15 protein-coding genes are annotated in these 15,444 nt (G+C 71.0%); 8 read left to right on the forward strand and 7 right to left on the reverse strand.

Going from position 1 to position 15,444, the window contains the following annotated elements:
• The first annotated feature begins 207 nt into the window (after window positions 1-207).
• The 3 genes from DEU34_RS01355 (at window position 208) to DEU34_RS01365 (ending at window position 2,854) form a co-directional block, all read left to right on the forward strand.
• Window positions 208-1,317, forward strand: a complete 1,110-nt coding sequence (locus DEU34_RS01355) for an acyl-CoA desaturase (RefSeq protein WP_121148142.1) — start codon at window positions 208-210, stop codon at window positions 1,315-1,317.
• A gap of 102 nt (window positions 1,318-1,419) precedes the next feature.
• Window positions 1,420-2,124, forward strand: coding sequence for a GAF and ANTAR domain-containing protein (locus tag DEU34_RS01360; protein ID WP_121148144.1), 705 nt, complete (start codon window positions 1,420-1,422; stop codon window positions 2,122-2,124).
• Between the two features lie 22 nt (window positions 2,125-2,146).
• Window positions 2,147-2,854, forward strand: a complete 708-nt coding sequence (locus DEU34_RS01365; RefSeq protein WP_121148146.1) for a GAF and ANTAR domain-containing protein — start codon at window positions 2,147-2,149, stop codon at window positions 2,852-2,854.
• 4 nt (window positions 2,855-2,858) lie between these two features.
• Here DEU34_RS01365 and galK read toward each other — a convergent pair whose 3' ends face one another.
• Window positions 2,859-4,025, reverse strand: a complete 1,167-nt coding sequence (gene galK, locus DEU34_RS01370; RefSeq protein ID WP_121148148.1) for a galactokinase — start codon at window positions 4,023-4,025, stop codon at window positions 2,859-2,861.
• The gene (galT, locus tag DEU34_RS01375) at window positions 4,022-5,191 is read right to left on the reverse strand and encodes a galactose-1-phosphate uridylyltransferase (RefSeq protein ID WP_121149665.1); all 1,170 of its coding nucleotides are present in this window, start codon (window positions 5,189-5,191) and stop codon (window positions 4,022-4,024) included. The genes galK and galT overlap by 4 nt, the downstream gene beginning before the upstream one ends.
• 59 nt (window positions 5,192-5,250) lie before the next feature.
• On the opposite strand from galT, the gene DEU34_RS01380 reads away from it, so the two are divergent.
• Both DEU34_RS01380 and DEU34_RS16140 read left to right on the forward strand, forming a co-directional pair.
• On the forward strand, window positions 5,251-6,222 hold the full coding sequence (locus tag DEU34_RS01380) for a LacI family DNA-binding transcriptional regulator (protein ID WP_259459997.1): 972 nt from the start codon (window positions 5,251-5,253) through the stop codon (window positions 6,220-6,222).
• Between the two features lie 94 nt (window positions 6,223-6,316).
• Complete coding sequence (locus DEU34_RS16140) at window positions 6,317-6,457, forward strand: hypothetical protein (RefSeq protein WP_183042304.1); 141 nt, start codon at window positions 6,317-6,319, stop codon at window positions 6,455-6,457.
• 4 nt (window positions 6,458-6,461) lie between these two features.
• Here the strand turns inward: DEU34_RS16140 and DEU34_RS01385 are convergent, their stop codons facing one another.
• Together DEU34_RS01385 and DEU34_RS01390 are read right to left on the reverse strand one after the other, a co-directional pair.
• Complete coding sequence (locus DEU34_RS01385) at window positions 6,462-6,758, reverse strand: hypothetical protein (protein ID WP_147423980.1); 297 nt, start codon at window positions 6,756-6,758, stop codon at window positions 6,462-6,464.
• A 68-nt stretch (window positions 6,759-6,826) separates the two neighbouring features.
• A complete protein-coding gene (locus tag DEU34_RS01390) occupies window positions 6,827-7,678 on the reverse strand; it encodes a hypothetical protein (RefSeq protein ID WP_147423981.1) in 852 nt (283 codons plus the stop codon).
• 120 nt (window positions 7,679-7,798) lie between these two features.
• On the opposite strand from DEU34_RS01390, the gene DEU34_RS01395 reads away from it, so the two are divergent.
• Both DEU34_RS01395 and DEU34_RS01400 read left to right on the forward strand, forming a co-directional pair.
• On the forward strand, window positions 7,799-8,926 hold the full coding sequence (locus DEU34_RS01395; RefSeq protein ID WP_121148157.1) for a glycerate kinase: 1,128 nt from the start codon (window positions 7,799-7,801) through the stop codon (window positions 8,924-8,926).
• Entirely contained in the window at window positions 8,923-9,963 is a 1,041-nt protein-coding gene (locus DEU34_RS01400) for an NAD(P)-dependent alcohol dehydrogenase (RefSeq protein ID WP_121148160.1), read from the forward strand. The genes DEU34_RS01395 and DEU34_RS01400 overlap by 4 nt, the downstream gene beginning before the upstream one ends.
• Window positions 9,964-10,048: 85 nt before the next feature.
• Here the strand turns inward: DEU34_RS01400 and pgm are convergent, their stop codons facing one another.
• A complete protein-coding gene (gene pgm, locus DEU34_RS01405; protein WP_121148162.1) occupies window positions 10,049-11,695 on the reverse strand; it encodes a phosphoglucomutase (alpha-D-glucose-1,6-bisphosphate-dependent) in 1,647 nt (548 codons plus the stop codon).
• A gap of 139 nt (window positions 11,696-11,834) precedes the next feature.
• Between pgm and pheA the strand changes: the two genes are divergently transcribed.
• Window positions 11,835-12,788 (forward strand): prephenate dehydratase, encoded by a 954-nt coding sequence (gene pheA, locus DEU34_RS01410; protein ID WP_116648206.1) that lies wholly within the window; start codon window positions 11,835-11,837, stop codon window positions 12,786-12,788.
• An 86-nt stretch (window positions 12,789-12,874) separates the two neighbouring features.
• On the opposite strand, the gene DEU34_RS01415 is transcribed toward pheA, so the two are convergent.
• A complete protein-coding gene (locus DEU34_RS01415) occupies window positions 12,875-13,936 on the reverse strand; it encodes an LLM class flavin-dependent oxidoreductase (protein ID WP_121148164.1) in 1,062 nt (353 codons plus the stop codon).
• An 88-nt stretch (window positions 13,937-14,024) separates the two neighbouring features.
• Entirely contained in the window at window positions 14,025-15,395 is a 1,371-nt protein-coding gene (locus tag DEU34_RS01420; RefSeq protein ID WP_121148166.1) for a deoxyribodipyrimidine photo-lyase, read from the reverse strand.
• Window positions 15,396-15,444 lie beyond the last annotated feature (49 nt).

Below are 15,444 nucleotides of genomic sequence, written 5' to 3' on the forward strand. Positions count from 1 at the left end.
CGGGGTCTTGGGCAACTGTCTTCGAACAGTACAGAAGGCCGACCGGCCGCACAACGTAGGACGACAGAGGCCCCCCCTGTGGCACCCGTGTCGGACACGGGGTTGTTTCGCGGGCCACCTGGACGTAGGGTCACCCCACGTTGCCCCAGACCCCGGTCGACTTCGCGGTCGTCATCACAGCGCATACGCGCACGGTCTGGAGCAGTCATGGAATCATTCACATCGTCCGGGCGGGCGGGCGCGCCCCCGGCTGAGCGCGCGCTCGACGAGGCCCGCGTACCCGGAGCCAGCGACTTCACCGAGCTGTCGGCGCGCATCAGGGGCGCGGGGCTCCTCCGGCGGCGATACGGGTACTACTGGACCAAGCTGGTGGCGGTGCCACTCGTGCTGGCCGCCGCCGTCGCTGCGTTCATCTGGATCGGCGACAGCTGGTGGCAGCTGATCACCGCCGCCGCGTTCGCCATCATCTTCACGCAGGTCGCCTTCCTCGGACACGACGCCGCGCACCGGCAGATCTTCGTGTCCGGCCGATGGAACGACGCGGTCAGCCTCATCATCGGCGACCTCTTCGTGGGGATGAGCTACGGGTGGTGGCGTCACAAGCACACGCGTCATCACGTCAACCCCAACAAGGAGGGGGCCGATCCCGACATCGATCTGCCCGTGATCTCGTTCACCCCGGCGCAGGCCGCGCGGCGCAGGAACCCGCTGACGGCCTGGCTGATCGGCCACCAGGGCGCGTTCTTCTTCCCCGTGCTGCTCCTCGAGGGGGTATCGCTGCACGCCACCGGCATCGCGCGGGTTCTGCATCGCGAACACGTGGACCGCCGATGGATCGAGATCGTGTTGCTCACCGTCCGGATCGGGGGGTTCATCGCCCTCGCCTTCGTGGTGCTCAGCCCCGGCATCGCGGTGGCGTTCTTGGCGGTGCAGCTGGGACTGTTCGGCGTGTACATGGGGGCGTCCTTCGCCCCCAACCACAAGGGCATGCCACTCGTGCCGGCCAGCCTCCGCCTCGACTTCCTGCGACGCCAGGTGCTGATGAGCCGCAACGTCCGAGGGGGGCGGTTCGTCGATACGGCGCTGGGGGGACTCAACTATCAGATCGAGCACCACCTCTTCCCCTCGATGCCCCGCCCGCATCTGCGTCACGCGGCTCCGATCGTCCGCGCGTATTGCGTGCGTCTCGGTATTCCGTACACCGAGACGAGCCTGCTGGGGTCGTATGCGATCGTGGTGCGCTACATCAACCGGGTCGGCCTGGGGGAGCGCGACCCGTTCGACTGCCCCCTCGTCGCGCAGCGGAGTGCGATCTGACTCCCTGGCACGGCGGACGGAGAGAGTCCTTCCAGTGATAGCGTCGCCACGATGGGACCTGGGAGTGGCACCTCCTCACCACACGAGGACAGGCGGACTTTCATGGGTACTCTCTTGCCGGGCGACGATCGGCACGCTTTCGCCGACGCGCTCGCTGCGCTCACCGGCGCCCGGGTCGGCGATGATCTGTGTGCGCCGTTCATCGGGGCGGTCGGGGTGACGGGAGCGGCGATCTCCACGCTCGGGCGCCCCCTGGGAAGCGAGACCGTGTGCGCGAGCGACGAGATGGCGGCTCGCATCGACGAGATCCAGATCGATCTGGGCGAGGGCCCGGGATGGCAGGCGCTGCGGACGCGTCGACCGGTGATCGAATCCGATCTGCAGCGAAGCCACGGGACGCAGTGGCCGCTGGCGCGCGAAGCCGTCGGACGCCTCGATATCGGGGCGCTGTTCGCGTTTCCGCTGTTCGTCGGCGATCTCGGCGTCGGATCCGTCGACCTGTACTGCGCATCCCCGCTCCGGCTCTCCCCCCGTGCGGTGCGCGACGCGACGGTGCTGGCCGGAGTCACCTCCCGTCTCCTCCTGCGCAGAGCGCTGGATGAGATGGGCGACGTCGAGGAAGGGCTCTCCGACGGACCGCACTCGCGACGGGTGATGCACCAGGCGTCGGGGATGGTCGCAGCTCAACTCGGGATCGCCGTGGACGATGCTCTTCTCGTCATCCGAGGACGCGCCTTCGCTTCGGGCCGATCGGTGAGCGAGGTCTCCGCGGACGTCGTGGCCCGCCGGCTGGCCTTCGAATCGTGAGGTCGGCGTCCTACACTCAACTATGAGCACTCGCGAGGATCAGCTGCTGCGGACCGTGTCCACGCTCGCCGACTCCCTCGTCGACGACTTCGATATCGTCGACCTGCTCCAGGTGCTCGTCGAGGAGAGCGCGTCGATCTTCGATGCGACCGCGGCAGGCATCCTCCTCGTCGATCGGGGTGGAGAGCTCGAGGTGATCGCCTCGACGAGCGAGCGCAGCGAGTTCGTCGGGCTGATGCAGCTCCGCGCGGGCGAGGGCCCGTGCGTCGAGGCCATCGAGACCGGGAGGGTCGTGTCGGTGGAGGATCTCCGCGACGTCACCGACCGCTGGCCCATTTTCGCCGAGGATGCGCGCCGTTCCGGATTCCTGTCGCTCCACGCCATCCCGATGCGACTGCGCGATTCCGTCATCGGGTCGCTCAACCTCTTCCGTGACCGCGTCGGCGAGCTGAACGCCGTCGATGCCGCCGCGGCCAAGACGCTCGCAGACATCGCCACGATCAGCATCCTGCAGCAGCGGCTCGTCCGGGAGTCGGTCGTCGCCCAGGGGCAGCTGCAGCACGCTCTCGACAGCCGCGTCGTGATCGAGCAGGCGAAGGGCTTCATCGCGCAGCGGCGGAACCTCGATATGGAGGCCGCCTTCCGCCTCATCCGCGGGCACGCCCGGGAGAATCAGCGGCGACTCAGCGATGTCGCGGCCGACATCACCTCCGGACGCCTCGAGATCTGACCCGTCAGGCGTCGCGCCGGGCGCCCTCCGATGCGGCGACGGTGAAGGTGTGCGGGGCGGTGAAGCCCGCGGCGGCGAAGGCGCGCTCTACCGCGGCCGCCGCATCCGCGACCTTCTCCTTCGGCAGGAGCGCGATCGCCGCCCCGCCGAATCCGCCGCCGGTCATCCGCGCACCGAGGGCGCCGGCCTCGAGCGCCGTATCGATAGCGAGGTCGAGCTCGGGAACCGAGATCTCGAAGTCGTCTCGCATCGACGCGTGCGATGCCGTCAGCAGCTCGCCGATCGCCGTCGGTCCGTCTGCGCGCAGGGTCGCCACCGTGTCGAGGACGCGCTGGTTCTCGGTCACGATGTGGCGCACCCGGCGGAAGGTCTCGTCGTCGAGGAGTCCGACCGCGCGGTCGAGATCGACGACCGAGACGTCGCGTAGCCAGGTGACGCCGAGCGCGGCGGCGCCCGCATCGCACGACGCGCGGCGCTCACGGTACCCGCCCGACGAGTGCGCGTGCTCGACGCGGGTGTCGACGACGAGGATCTCGAGCCCCGCCGCCTCGAACCCGAGGTCGACGGAGTCGGCCTCGAGGGTGCGGCAGTCGAGGAAGGTCGCCGCGTCCGGGCGGCCGAGCATCGACGCCATCTGGTCCATGATCCCGGTGGGAGCCCCGACCGCGTCGTTCTCGGCGATCCGCCCGACGCGGGCGAGGGCGACGCGATCGAGGCCCGCGCCCCACACCTCGTTGAGGGCCGAGGCGACCGAGCTCTCGATGGCCGCCGACGACGACAGCCCGGCACCGACCGGCACGTCGGACGAGATGGCGATGTCGACACCTCGCGCAACGCCCGCGGTCGACGCGGCGCGCAACGCCCACGCGACGCCCAACGGGTAGGCGGCCCACCCGAGTCCGCCGGCGTCGATCGCCGCATCCAGCTGCGAGAGCGCGACCTCGACGGGTTCGTCGGCGAAGGTGCTGGCGACCCGGATGACGTCGTCGTCGCGCACGGCGAGGGCGGCGACCGTGCGGTGCCCGATCGCGAACGGCAGCACGAAGCCCTCGTTGTAGTCGGTGTGCTCGCCGATGAGATTGACGCGGCCGGGAGCCGACCACACCCCCTCGGGAGTGCGGTCGGTGAGGGTGGCCAGCAGGGCGGATGCTGCGGAGGGGGGAGCGATCATGCCGACACCTCGGGAACGGATGCGATGGCCGCGCGGATGCGCTCGGCCTGGGACTCGGGGGTGAGGTCGGCGATCCACGCGCCCATGGCCGATTCGCTGCCGGCGAGGAACTTGAGCTTGTCGGCCGCGCGCCGCGGTGACGTCAGCTGCAGGTGCAGGCGGATGCCGTCGCGACCGACGCCCACGGGTGCCTGGTGCCAGGCGGCGATGTAGGGGGTCGGGGTGTCGTAGAGGGCGTCGATGCCGCGGAGAAGCCGCAGGTACAGCGGGGCGAGTTCGTCGCGCTCGACGTCGCTCGTCGCGGCGAGGTCGGGGATGTGGCGGTGGGGGAGCAGGTGCACTTCGATCGGCCACCTCGCGGCGAAGGGCACGAACGCCGTCCAGTGCTCGCCCCGCAGCACCACGCGTTCGGACTCCCGCTCCGACTCGAGGATTCGGGCGAACAGGTCGCCTCCGACCTTCTCGACGGCCTCCAGCTGACGGCGCGTGCGCGGGGTGACGTAGGGGTAGGAGTAGATCTGGCCATGGGGGTGCGCGAGGGTGACGCCGATCTGCTCGCCGCGGTTCTCGAACGGGAAGACCTGCTCGATGCCCGGGAGGGCCGACAGCGCGGCGGTGCGGTCGGCCCACGCCTCGATGACGGTGCGGGCACGCACCACGCCGAGCGAGCCGAACGACCCCTCGTGGGCCGGGCTGAAGCACACGACCTCGCAGCGTCCGACCGAGGTGCGGCTGCGGCCGAGGCCGAGCGCGACGAGGTCGCCGTCTCCGGCCGGAGCGTCGCCTGCGGCGGGGGCGTCGTCGGTGGCCTCCGCGAGCGCGGGGCCGAAGGAGGGCGACTTGTTCTCGAACACGGCGACGTCGTAGAGCGAGGGGATCTCCGACGGGTTGGTCGGCGTCTGCGGGGCCAGCGGGTCGAGGTCCGCCGGCGGGAGGAAGGCGCGGTTCTGCCGGGCAGAGGCGATCGAGATCCAGTCGCCGGTGAGTACGTCCTGCCGCATCGTCGCCGTCGCCGGCCGCGGGTCGAGGGTGCGCTCGTCGACCGCGCGATCGGGGCCCAGGGCCGTGCCGGGGTCGTCGAAGTAGATGAGCTCCCGGCCGTCGGCGAGACGGGTGGAGCGCTTCGCGACGCCCCCGCCGAGGGCGACCGCGTCGATGCGTTGCATGTTCACGATAACACGCTAGCTTGCGGGCGTGATATCGTCAACATTCCGGGGAGGTCAGGATGCTGCGAGTATCGATGGCGGATGTCGCCGAGCGCGCGGGGGTGTCGGCGCAGACCGTCTCGCGGGTGGCGAACGGCAGTCCGCGGGTCGATCCCGAGACCCGCGTCCGCGTCGAGCGCGCGATGAGCGATCTGGGCTACCGCGTGCATCGAGCGGCCCGCGCGCTGCGCACGGGGCAGAGCCGCACGATCGGGCTCATCGTCTCGACGCTCGCGACCGTCGGCAACTCCCGGATGCTGCAGTCGATCGCCGAGGTCGCGGCCGCCGGCGACTACGCCCTCACGGTCGCCACCGCCCGCGGCGAGCGGGGCATGCTCGAGGCGTTCGCCCGGCTTCGCGACGACGGCGTGGACGGCGCGATCGTGCTGAACGAGGCGACCCCCCTCACGCGCGAGGCCGCGGTGCCCGAGGGCATGCGGCTGGTCGCCGTGGACTCGGCCCCCGACGACCGCTTCGCCCTCGTGCAGACCGACCACGCCGCCGGTGCGGCCGCCGCCACCCGGCACCTGCTCGATCTCGGGCACGCGACGGTGCACCATCTCGCCGGGCCCGCCGACTCCTTCGCCGCGGTCGAGCGCGAGCGCGGCTGGCGAGAGGCGCTCTCGGCCGCCGGGGCGACCCCGCCGGCGGTCGCCCGCGGCGACTGGACGTCGCGGTCGGGGCACGCCGCAGCATCCGGTCTTCTCGATTCCACCGCCGTGTTCGTGGCGAACGACCAGATGGCCCTGGGAGCCCTGCGCGCCTTCGCCGACGCCGGCCGGCGTGTGCCCGACGACGTCGCGGTGGTGGGCTTCGACGACATCGTGGATGCGGCGGAGTTCCGCCCGCCCCTCACGACCGTCCGTCAGGACTTCGACGAGCTCGGCGCGCGCGCCGTCGCGACCCTCATCGCGCTTATCGAGGGCCACGCGGTCGCGCCCCTCGTCTCGCTCCCGCCCACCCTCGTGGTGCGGTCGAGCTCAGCGGTCTGACCGCGCGCTCGCTGGTGAGTTGCCGCAACCCGGGGTCACGCCCGGCTCTGACACCCCGGATGGCGGCAACTCGGCGGATCCCTAGGCTGGGCGGATGAGCGCGCAGGCCCCCGACCCGCGGTCGTGTCCGACCTGCGGTGATCCGCTGAGGTTCGAGATCCTCGACGACGAACGGTTCCTGGTGGCGTGGTCGTGCATGACCTGCGGTCTGATCCGCACCACCGAGCCGGCCTGACCGATCATTCGCGATCGTTCAGCGGGCCGAACTCGCGTCTGACATCGGCGAACGACTGAACCTCCGCCTGGAGGCGGTCGGCGAGCCAGGCGCCGTCGCGCAGCCACTTCTGCAGGTTGGCATCGCTGTCCCATCCCTCGAACGGATCGCCGTGGCTCTCGAAGAAGGCCTGCCATCCCTCGAGATCCTCGGCCAGCTCCGGAGATAAGCCGTACGTCTCCGGGGTCGTGGTGTAGCCGACGTCCCAGGTCGGGGTCGAGCTCTCCCACAGCGGGTAGCGCCGTCCGTAATCGGCGAACATGCGGATCACCCGACGCTCCGGTGGGACTTGTGGGGTGGGGAGCACGCTTAACACGGTAGCTGCCGCGGCTAGGCCAGATACTCCCAGGGCGGTTCGCAGCCGGTGCGTATCTCGGCTATCGAGGCGGCCAACCTGCCCGTCACCGTCACGCGCACCTTCGTCAGCCGGGCGAGTTCCGCCATGTCCGCAATGTGGTGACAGTTCAGGAGCCCCAGTTCTCGAAGCGGAAGGTCGGCGAGGGCCGCCGTGCCGACGAGCCGGGCGACATCGCTGATGGCGAGGACGGAGAGGCGGGGGAACGTCGTGAGGCTGGTCGCATCGAACAGGCGGGCCCGGTTGATCGAGAGTCGACGCAGTGCCGGGTCGCCGTCCCGGGTGCCCTGGAGCGAGCGGATGCGCGGTGCGCTCGCAAGGTCGAGCTCGAGGAGGTGAGCCGGGATCTCGTTCAAAGCACTGGCCTCCACGTCATGGAAAGACGCCCGCTCTAGAGTGGCGATCTCGAAGACCGATTTGTTGGTCTCCCATGCGCCCGCGAAAGACGTCAGCGAGGTGAGCGGACGGAGATCCGTTTCGGGCGCACCGAGGACCTCCAGTGACAAATGCTCGAGCGTCGTAATCTCACTGACGGGCCGGGTGTCGTAGTCGACCCCGGTGACGCTGAGAGCGGTCAATCCCAGGAAATCGCGCAGGAACGTGAGATCTCGATGTGCGGCCGGAACTCCCAGCACATGCAGGCCGTAGCCGCGCTCGACTATCCGTCGACGTTCGGCGACCGACGGGATCGCGTCCTCGAAGACGGCCATGGGAACGGCGTCCCCGGGCCCTTCGCGCAGGAGCAGCCCGTCGACGCGGGAGAAGCCCGGCAGCCCGGCCATATCGAAGGTGTCGTGAGCGATATCTCGGCGACGTCCCCAGCGCATGCCCCCACTGTGCCACGAGCGACGGTTCGTGCGTCGTCCCCGCGTAGCACCGCGGACCACCTCTCGGCCTGAACGACGGGGCCGGGGGCGGACGCCCGTCGCGGAGACAGAATGGGTGGCATGACCCGGATCGTGATGGCGCCCGACAGCTTCAAGGGCACCATGACGGCATCGGATGCGGCGGCCGCGCTCGCCGCGGGCTGGCGGGCGGTGCGCCCCGGCGACGAGATCGTGCTCTCGCCCATGGCCGACGGCGGGGAGGGCACGCTCGATGCCGTGGCGACCGCCGTGCGGGGTGCCGTGCGCGTGCCGGTCACCGTACCCGGCCCGGCGGGCGAACCCGTCGGCGCGGTGTGGCTCCGCCTCCCGGCTACGGCCGATGCGCCTTCGGGGACCGGTGTGGTCGAGCTCGCTCAGACGTCGGGCATCGAACTCCTGCGCGGGGCGCTCCGCCCCTGGTCCGCCTCGACGCTCGGCTTCGGCCATGCCGTCGCCGCCGCTCTCGCCTCGGGGGTCTCGCAGCTCGTGCTCGCGATCGGTTCGAGCGCCTCGACCGACGGCGGGGTCGGCCTCCTCCGCGCGCTCGGCGGCAGATTCACGGATGCGGCGGGCGACCCGATCCCCGCGGGCGCCGAGGGGCTGCAGCATCTCGCCGCCGTCGACCTCGCCGCACTCGTGTCGCTCCCGCCCGGGGGAGTGCGCGTGCTGACCGACGTCGAGAACCCGCTCCTCGGCGCGCGGGGCGCGGCCCGGGTGTTCGGTGCGCAGAAGGGGATGGATGCCGCGGACCTCGCTCGCGCCGACGCCGGACTCGCGCGCCTGGCGTCATTCGTGCCCGCTGCCGACCCTGCCGCCCCGGGGGCCGGGGCCGCGGGCGGCACGGGCTGGGCGCTCCTGTCCTGGGGGGCCGACCTGGTCGCGGGCGCGCCGGAGATCGCCGCGGTGACGGGACTGGTCGAGGCCGCCGCATCCGCCGACCTCGTCGTCACGGGCGAGGGTGCGTACGATCGGCAGTCGGCCGCGGGCAAGGTGCCGTCGCTCGTCGCGGCGCTGGCTCCCGGGCGCACGGTCCTCGTCGCCGGCCGCGTCGCGCCCGGTGCCGACACCTCCGCCTTCGCCGCGGCCGTCTCACTCGCCGACCTCGCCGGGTCGGTCGAGAAGGCCATGGCCGCCCCCGTCGTGTCAATCCGGGCCGCGGGTGCGCTTCTCGCGGATACGCTCGAACCCCATCCCCGAGGAGTCACATGACCACCGTTCGCGCGTACGCCGCCGCATCCGCCACCTCCCCCCTCGAACCCACGACGATCGAGCGCCGCGAGGTAGGCCCGCGCGACGTGCTCATCGACATCGCCTACGCCGGCATCTGCCACTCCGACATCCACACGATCCGCGGCGAGTGGGGCGAGGTCGCCTACCCGCTCACGGTCGGTCACGAGATCGTCGGCACCGTGGCCGAAGTGGGCTCCGACGTCACCCGCCACGCCGTCGGCGACCGCGTGGGCGTCGGCTGCATGGTCAACTCCTGCCGCGAGTGCGAGAACTGCCTCGCCGGCGAGGAGCAGTACTGCCTCAAGGGCAATGTCGGAACCTACGCCAACGTCGATCGCGACGGCTCGATCACCCAGGGCGGCTACGCGCAGAAGGTGGTCGTCGACGAGGACTTCGTGCTGCGTGTGCCCGAGGCGATCCCGTACGAGAAGGCGGCGCCCCTGCTCTGCGCCGGCATCACGACGTATTCGCCGCTGCACCACTGGAACGCCGGCCCCGGCAAGAAGGTCGCCGTCGTCGGCCTCGGCGGGCTCGGGCACATGGCGGTCAAGATCGCGCACGCCATGGGCGCCGAGGTCACCGTGCTGTCGCAGAGCCTGCGCAAGAAGGACGACGGTCTGGCCATGGGCGCCGACCACTATTACGCCACGAGCGACCCCGAGACGTTCGAGACGCTGAAGAACAGCCTCGACCTCATCGTCAACACCGTGAGCGCACCGCTCGACCTGAAGCAGTACCTCGGTCTGCTCTCGCTCGACGGCACGATGGTCAACGTCGGTGCGCCGCCCGAGCCGCTGCCGATCCAGGTGTTCACGCTGTTCTCGAACCGTCGCTCGTTCGCCGGCTCCAGCATCGGCGGCATCCGTGAGACGCAGGAGATGCTCGATTTCTGCGCCGAGCACGGCATCGCGCCCGAGGTCGAGCTCATCGACGCCGCGCAGATCAACGAGGCCTACGAGCGCGTGCTCGCCAGCGACGTGCGGTACCGCTTCGTGATCGACGCCGCCACCATCTGACCCGCTGCTGCTGCGTGCGCAGCGACGAACGACGACACCCCGGTCTCGATGAGGCCGGGGTGTCGTCGTCGGTGGATGCTGCGGGTCAGGCTCCGCCGAGGGCCTCGGCGACGACCGCGCGCGCCTGCTCCTGCACCTCGCGGAGGTGGCCTTCGCCGCGGAGCGATTCCGCGTAGAGCTTGTAGACGTCTTCGGTGCCGGAGGGGCGCGCGGCGAACCACGCGTCTTCGGTCTGCACCTTGAGGCCGCCGATCGCCGCGCCGTTGCCCGGAGCGTGCGAGAGCTTGGCCGTGATGGGCTCGCCGGCGAGCTCGGTCGCGGTGACCGCGTCGGGCGAGAGCTTCGCGAGGGCCGCCTTCTGCGCGGGGGTGGCGGGCGCATCGACCCGCTGGTACGCCGACGAGCCGTAGGTGTCTTCGAGTTCCGCGTAGCGCTGCGAGGGCGTCTTGCCGGTCACCGCGAGGATCTCGGCGGCGAGCAGGGCGAGCAGGATGCCGTCCTTGTCGGTCGTCCAGACCGTTCCGTCGGTGCGCAGGAACGACGCCCCGGCCGACTCTTCGCCGCCGAAGGCGACCGACCCGTCGAGAAGCCCCGGTACGAACCACTTGAAGCCCACCGGCACCTCGAGGAGGGGGCGGCCGAGCGATGCGGCGACCTTGTCGATGATCATCGACGAGACGAGCGTCTTGCCCACCGCAGCATCCGCCGGCCAGCCCGGCCGGTGCGCGAAGAGGTAGTCGATCGCGACGGCGAGGTAGTGGTTGGGGTTCATCAGGCCCGCATCGGGGGTGACGATGCCGTGGCGGTCGGCGTCGGCGTCGTTGCCGGTGAGGATGTCGTACTCCTCGCGGCGGGCGACGAGCGCGGCCATGGCAGACGGAGACGAGGGATCCATGCGGATCTTCTCGTCCCAGTCGAGCGTCATGAAGCGCCACGTCGGGTCGACATCGGGGTTCACGACCGTGAGGTCGAGGCCGTAGTGCTCGCCGATGAGCTGCCAGTACTCCACCGATGCGCCGCCCAGCGGGTCGGCGCCGATACGCACGCCGGCGCGCTTGATCGCCTCGATGTCGATGATGCCCTCGAGGTCGCGCACGTACGCTTCGCGGAAGTCGTACTCGCCGAGCGCATCGCCGTCGATGTCGGCGTACCGCGTGCGCTGCACGCCCTCGAGGCCGGCGGCGATGAGCTCGTTCGCTCGGTCGGCGATCCAGCTCGTCGCGTCGGTGTCGGCGGGGCCGCCGTGGGGCGGGTTGTACTTGAAGCCGCCGTCGCGGGGAGGGTTGTGGCTCGGGGTGACGACGATGCCGTCGCCGCGGGTCGGGTCGTCGAGCGCCTTGCCGCGGTTGTGGTTGAGGATCGCGAGGCTCAGCGCCGGGGTGGGCACCCACGAGTCGCGCGCGTCGATGCGCACGTCGACGCCGTTCGCGACGAGCACCTCGATCGCGCTGCGCTCGGCGGGCAGCGACAGTCCGTGCGTGTCGCGGCCGAGGAAGAGGGGCCCGCGGATCCCCTGCGCGGCGCGGTAGTCGACGATCGCCTGGGTGGTGGCGAGGATGTGGTTCTCGTTGAAGCTCGTCGACAACGACGAGCCGCGGTGGCCGCTCGTGCCGAAGGCGACGCGCTGCTCCGGGATCGCCACATCGGGCTTGCGGTCGTAATAGGCCGAGATCAGTTCATCGATGTCGATGAGATCGGATGCTTCGGCGGGGCGTCCTGCGCGACTGCTCATTCCCCCAGTCTGCCCGGTGAGAGCCCGTTGCGGGACGCCTTTGACACGAACTGCTGGTTTCACCCCCTTCTGCGGTCCCTCGGTGCACCGCCGATCCGCAACGGCCGGTGCAGATGTGGGGGCTAGGCTGATCGCCGTGATGCCCGAGACCGCCCCCACCCGCCGCACATACAGCTATCTCGGGCCGGCGGGAACCTTCACCGAGGCCGCGCTCGCGCAGGTGCCCGAGGCGCGCGATCAGCACTGGCGCGCGGTGAGGAACGTCGGTGAGGCGCTCGCCGACGTCGTCGAGGGGCGCTCGGACGCCGCGATGATCGCGATCGAGAACTCCGTCGACGGCGGGGTCTCGACCGCACAGGACGCACTGGCCACGATGCCCGGTCTCCGGATCGTCGGCGAATACCTGGTGCCGGTCAACTTCGTGCTCGTGGGGCGGCCCGGCACCCGGCTCGAAGACGTGTCGCTCGTCGCGGGCCATCCGGTGGCCTACGCCCAGTGCCTCGGCTGGCTGACCGACGCCCTTCCCGCGCACGCGCACATCCCCGCGGCGAGCAACGTCGCCAGCGCCCTCGGGATCCTCGACGGCACGAGCGACGCCGACGCCGCGATCGCGGCACCCGGCATCGTCGCCCATCACGATCTCGCCGTGCTCGCCGAGAGCATCGGCGACAACCCGAATGCGGTGACCCGGTTCGTGCTCGTCAGTCGCACGGTCGCGCCGGCACCGCCGACCGGTGCCGACAAGACGTCTTTGATCGTCGAGCTGCCCGAGGACCACCCGGGCGCCCTGCTCGAGCTCCTCGAGCAGTTCGCGACGCGCGGCATCAACCTGAGCCTGCTGGCGTCGCGTCCGATCGGAGATGCCCTCGGGCGCTACCGCTTCGTCATCGACGCCGACGGCCACGTGTACGACGAGCGCATGGCCGACGCGCTCCTGGGGCTGCGCCGGTTCAGCCCGAAGATGATCTTCCTCGGGTCGTACGCCCGCGCCGACCGCGCGATCGTCCGATACCCCGATCGCTACTCCGACGACGTCTTCGTCGAGGCGCGCGACTGGCTGCGCTCGCTCATCAGCGGCGAGCCCGAGGCGTAGCGGCCGAGACACCACGATCGGCCGAGACACCGCGCCAGGCGGGGTGTCTCAGCCGAAACGGGTGTTTCGCGACCGGATGCGGCGCGTCAGGCCGCGACGGGAACGAGCACGCCGGCGACCTGCGACAGCGTCTGCACCCGTCCGTCCGCCGCGTCGAGCGGCTCGCCGTCGAAGGCGCCGGCGATGGGGGAGAGCATGATCTCGTCGACCCCGTGGCGGGCGGCGAACGCGGTGAGCTCTGCGGCGACGGAGTCGCCCGTGCCGACGAACCACGTCGCGCGCGTCTGCGACATGAGCGACTCGGCCATCGCGTCGAACGGCAGGGCGCGCGCCTGCTCGACGGTCTCGAGCGGCACGAGCGGCATGTTCGAGCGCAGGCGCGCCATCATGCGCAGCTGCGGCAGGGCCCGCGCCTCGGCCTCCTCGGCGGTGGGGGCGGCGACCGCGTTCACCGTGAGGAACGTGCGCGGTGCGGCGAGGGTCTCGCTCGGCTGGAACCCGGTGCGGTAGAGGTCGAGGGCTCGCTCGAGCCCGTGGCCGGCGAAGTGGTTCGCGAACACGTACGGCAGGCCCAGCGCGGCCGCGAGGGACGCGGAATAGTCGCTCGACCCCAGCAGCCAGACCTCGGGCGAGCCGGATGCTGCGGGTGTCGCGTGCACCGTGTACTCGCCGCCGGAGCTGAAGCGCACGGTGGCGCCCTCCGGGGAGGTGAGCGCGAGGATGTCGCGGATGTGCTCGGGGAAGCGGTCGACGTCGCTCGTCGTGCCCGACCGGAAGAGCAGCTGCGTGATCACGGGATCGGAGCCGGGGGCACGACCGATTCCGAGGTCGACCCTCCCCGGTGCGACCGCCTCGAGGGCGGCGAACTGCTCGGCCACGACCAGCGGGGAGTGGTTGGGAAGCATGACGCCGCCCGACCCGACGCGGATGCGGCTGGTGCGTCCGGCGGCCGCCGCGATGAGCACCGGCGGGGTGGTCGAGGCGACGGCGGGCATGTTGTGGTGCTCGGCGAACCAGTATCGGCGGTAGCCGAGCTCCTCGGCGCGGGCGACGAGGTCGAGGGAGGCGGAGACGGCCTGCGCGCTCGACTGGCCGGCTCGGACCGGGATGAGATCGAGAACGGAGAGGGCGAGCGGCGGAGTAGTCATCGCCGGATGCAACGACGCAGCATCCGCTCGCATTCCGGGGTCGACGAGGTAGTGCGGCCTCCGCCCGGAACTCCGGCCCCGGTGGCGCTCAGCGCGCCCGCTTGACGTCCTCGTACGCGGCGAGGGCCTGTCGACGCGTGTCGCCGAGGTCGACGAGCGGCTCGGGCGCGTTCCCGTCGAGATGGTCGGGTGCCCACCGGCGCACGTACTCGTCGTGCGGGTCGAACTTCTTGCGCTGCAGCTCGGGGTTGAAGATCCTGAAGTACGGCGCGGCGTCTGCGCCGGAACCCGCGACCCACTGCCAGTTGAACGGGTTGCTCGCCCCGTCGGCGTCGACGAGGGTGTCCCAGAACCACTGCTCGCCGAGGCGCCAGTCGATCAGGAGGTTCTTGATGAGATACGACGCCGTCACCATCCGCACCCGGTTGTGCATCGCGCCGGAGTGCCAGAGCTCCCTCATGCCGGCATCGACCAGGGCGACCCCGGTGCGTCCCTGCTGCCACGCCTCGAGGTGCGAGCGGTTCAATCGTGGCCACGGGAAGGCGTCGAAGCCGCTGCGCCAGTTCTTGGTGGCGAGATCGGGGAAGTGGTAGAGCGTGTGGCAGGCGAACTCGCGCCAGCCGATCTCCGAGAGGAAACGAGAGGCGGATGCCGCGTGGGCGCCCGTGCCGCGCTGCTTCACCGTCTCGTGCCACACCTGGTAGGGGCTGACCTCGCCCCACCGCAGGTAAGGGGACAGGTGCGAGGTCGCCTCGCCCGCCGGTTCGTCGCGCGAGCGGTCGTAGTCGCCGAGATCGTCCCCGAGGAAGCCCTTCAGCCGTCTGAGGGCAGCCGGCTCCCCGGGCTCCCACGCCTCGCGCAATCCGCCGGCCCAGTCGGGCTTCGTGGGCAGCAGCTCCCACCCGTCGAGGTCGTCGGAGTCGGGCAGGCTCTTCGGAGCGTCGATCTCGCGAGGGGCCGGCAGCGGTGCGCGCGGCGCGGGGAGGTCTTGGCAGGCACGCCAGAACGGGGTGAACACCGAGTACGGGGTACCCGATCCGGTCTGCACGGTCCACGGCTCGAAGAGCACGGACGCGGCGAAGGATGCCACCTCGACGTCGTCGTCGCGCAGCGCGGCCTTGATCCCGGCGTCGATCTCGCGCTCGGCCCCGCCGTAGCGGCGGTTCCAGAAGACGGCCCCGGCAGACGCATCCGCCACCACCGCGGGAACGACCTCCGCCGCTCGGCCGCGGCGCAGCACGAGCGCGCCACCGCGCTCGCGCAGGCGCTCGCCGAGCGAGTCGAGGCTGTGGTGCAGCCACCACTTCGCCGCCCCGCCGAGCTCGCGCATCCCATCGGAATCGCCCTCGAGCACGTAGAGGCAGATGACCGGCTCGCCGCGATCGATCGCGGCTCGCAGAGCCGGATTGTCGGCGATGCGCAGATCGTCGCGGAACCAGACGACGGAGGGACTCACCATCCCGCCACGCTATCGACGGCGCCGACCGCGATCGTCGGGCTTGACACCC

The organism is Microbacterium sp. AG1240, from assembly GCF_003635115.1.
Classification (GTDB): domain Bacteria; phylum Actinomycetota; class Actinomycetes; order Actinomycetales; family Microbacteriaceae; genus Microbacterium.

Excerpts from the sequence above, each read along its gene's own strand:
- DEU34_RS01355 (WP_121148142.1), top strand. The coding sequence starts at position 208 with ATGGAATCATTCACATCGTCCGGGCGGGCGGGCGCGCCCCCGGCTGAG.
- DEU34_RS01360 (WP_121148144.1), top strand. The coding sequence starts at position 1,420 with ATGGGTACTCTCTTGCCGGGCGACGATCGGCACGCTTTCGCCGACGCG.
- DEU34_RS01365 (WP_121148146.1), top strand. The coding sequence starts at position 2,147 with ATGAGCACTCGCGAGGATCAGCTGCTGCGGACCGTGTCCACGCTCGCC.
- galK (WP_121148148.1), bottom strand. The coding sequence starts at position 4,025 with ATGATCGCTCCCCCCTCCGCAGCATCCGCCCTGCTGGCCACCCTCACC.
- galT (WP_121149665.1), bottom strand. The coding sequence starts at position 5,191 with ATGCAACGCATCGACGCGGTCGCCCTCGGCGGGGGCGTCGCGAAGCGC.
- DEU34_RS01380 (WP_259459997.1), top strand. The coding sequence starts at position 5,251 with ATGCTGCGAGTATCGATGGCGGATGTCGCCGAGCGCGCGGGGGTGTCG.
- DEU34_RS16140 (WP_183042304.1), top strand. The coding sequence starts at position 6,317 with ATGAGCGCGCAGGCCCCCGACCCGCGGTCGTGTCCGACCTGCGGTGAT.
- DEU34_RS01385 (WP_147423980.1), bottom strand. The coding sequence starts at position 6,758 with ATGTTCGCCGATTACGGACGGCGCTACCCGCTGTGGGAGAGCTCGACC.
- DEU34_RS01390 (WP_147423981.1), bottom strand. The coding sequence starts at position 7,678 with ATGCGCTGGGGACGTCGCCGAGATATCGCTCACGACACCTTCGATATG.
- DEU34_RS01395 (WP_121148157.1), top strand. The coding sequence starts at position 7,799 with ATGACCCGGATCGTGATGGCGCCCGACAGCTTCAAGGGCACCATGACG.
- DEU34_RS01400 (WP_121148160.1), top strand. The coding sequence starts at position 8,923 with ATGACCACCGTTCGCGCGTACGCCGCCGCATCCGCCACCTCCCCCCTC.
- pgm (WP_121148162.1), bottom strand. The coding sequence starts at position 11,695 with ATGAGCAGTCGCGCAGGACGCCCCGCCGAAGCATCCGATCTCATCGAC.
- pheA (WP_116648206.1), top strand. The coding sequence starts at position 11,835 with ATGCCCGAGACCGCCCCCACCCGCCGCACATACAGCTATCTCGGGCCG.
- DEU34_RS01415 (WP_121148164.1), bottom strand. The coding sequence starts at position 13,936 with ATGACTACTCCGCCGCTCGCCCTCTCCGTTCTCGATCTCATCCCGGTC.
- DEU34_RS01420 (WP_121148166.1), bottom strand. The coding sequence starts at position 15,395 with ATGGTGAGTCCCTCCGTCGTCTGGTTCCGCGACGATCTGCGCATCGCC.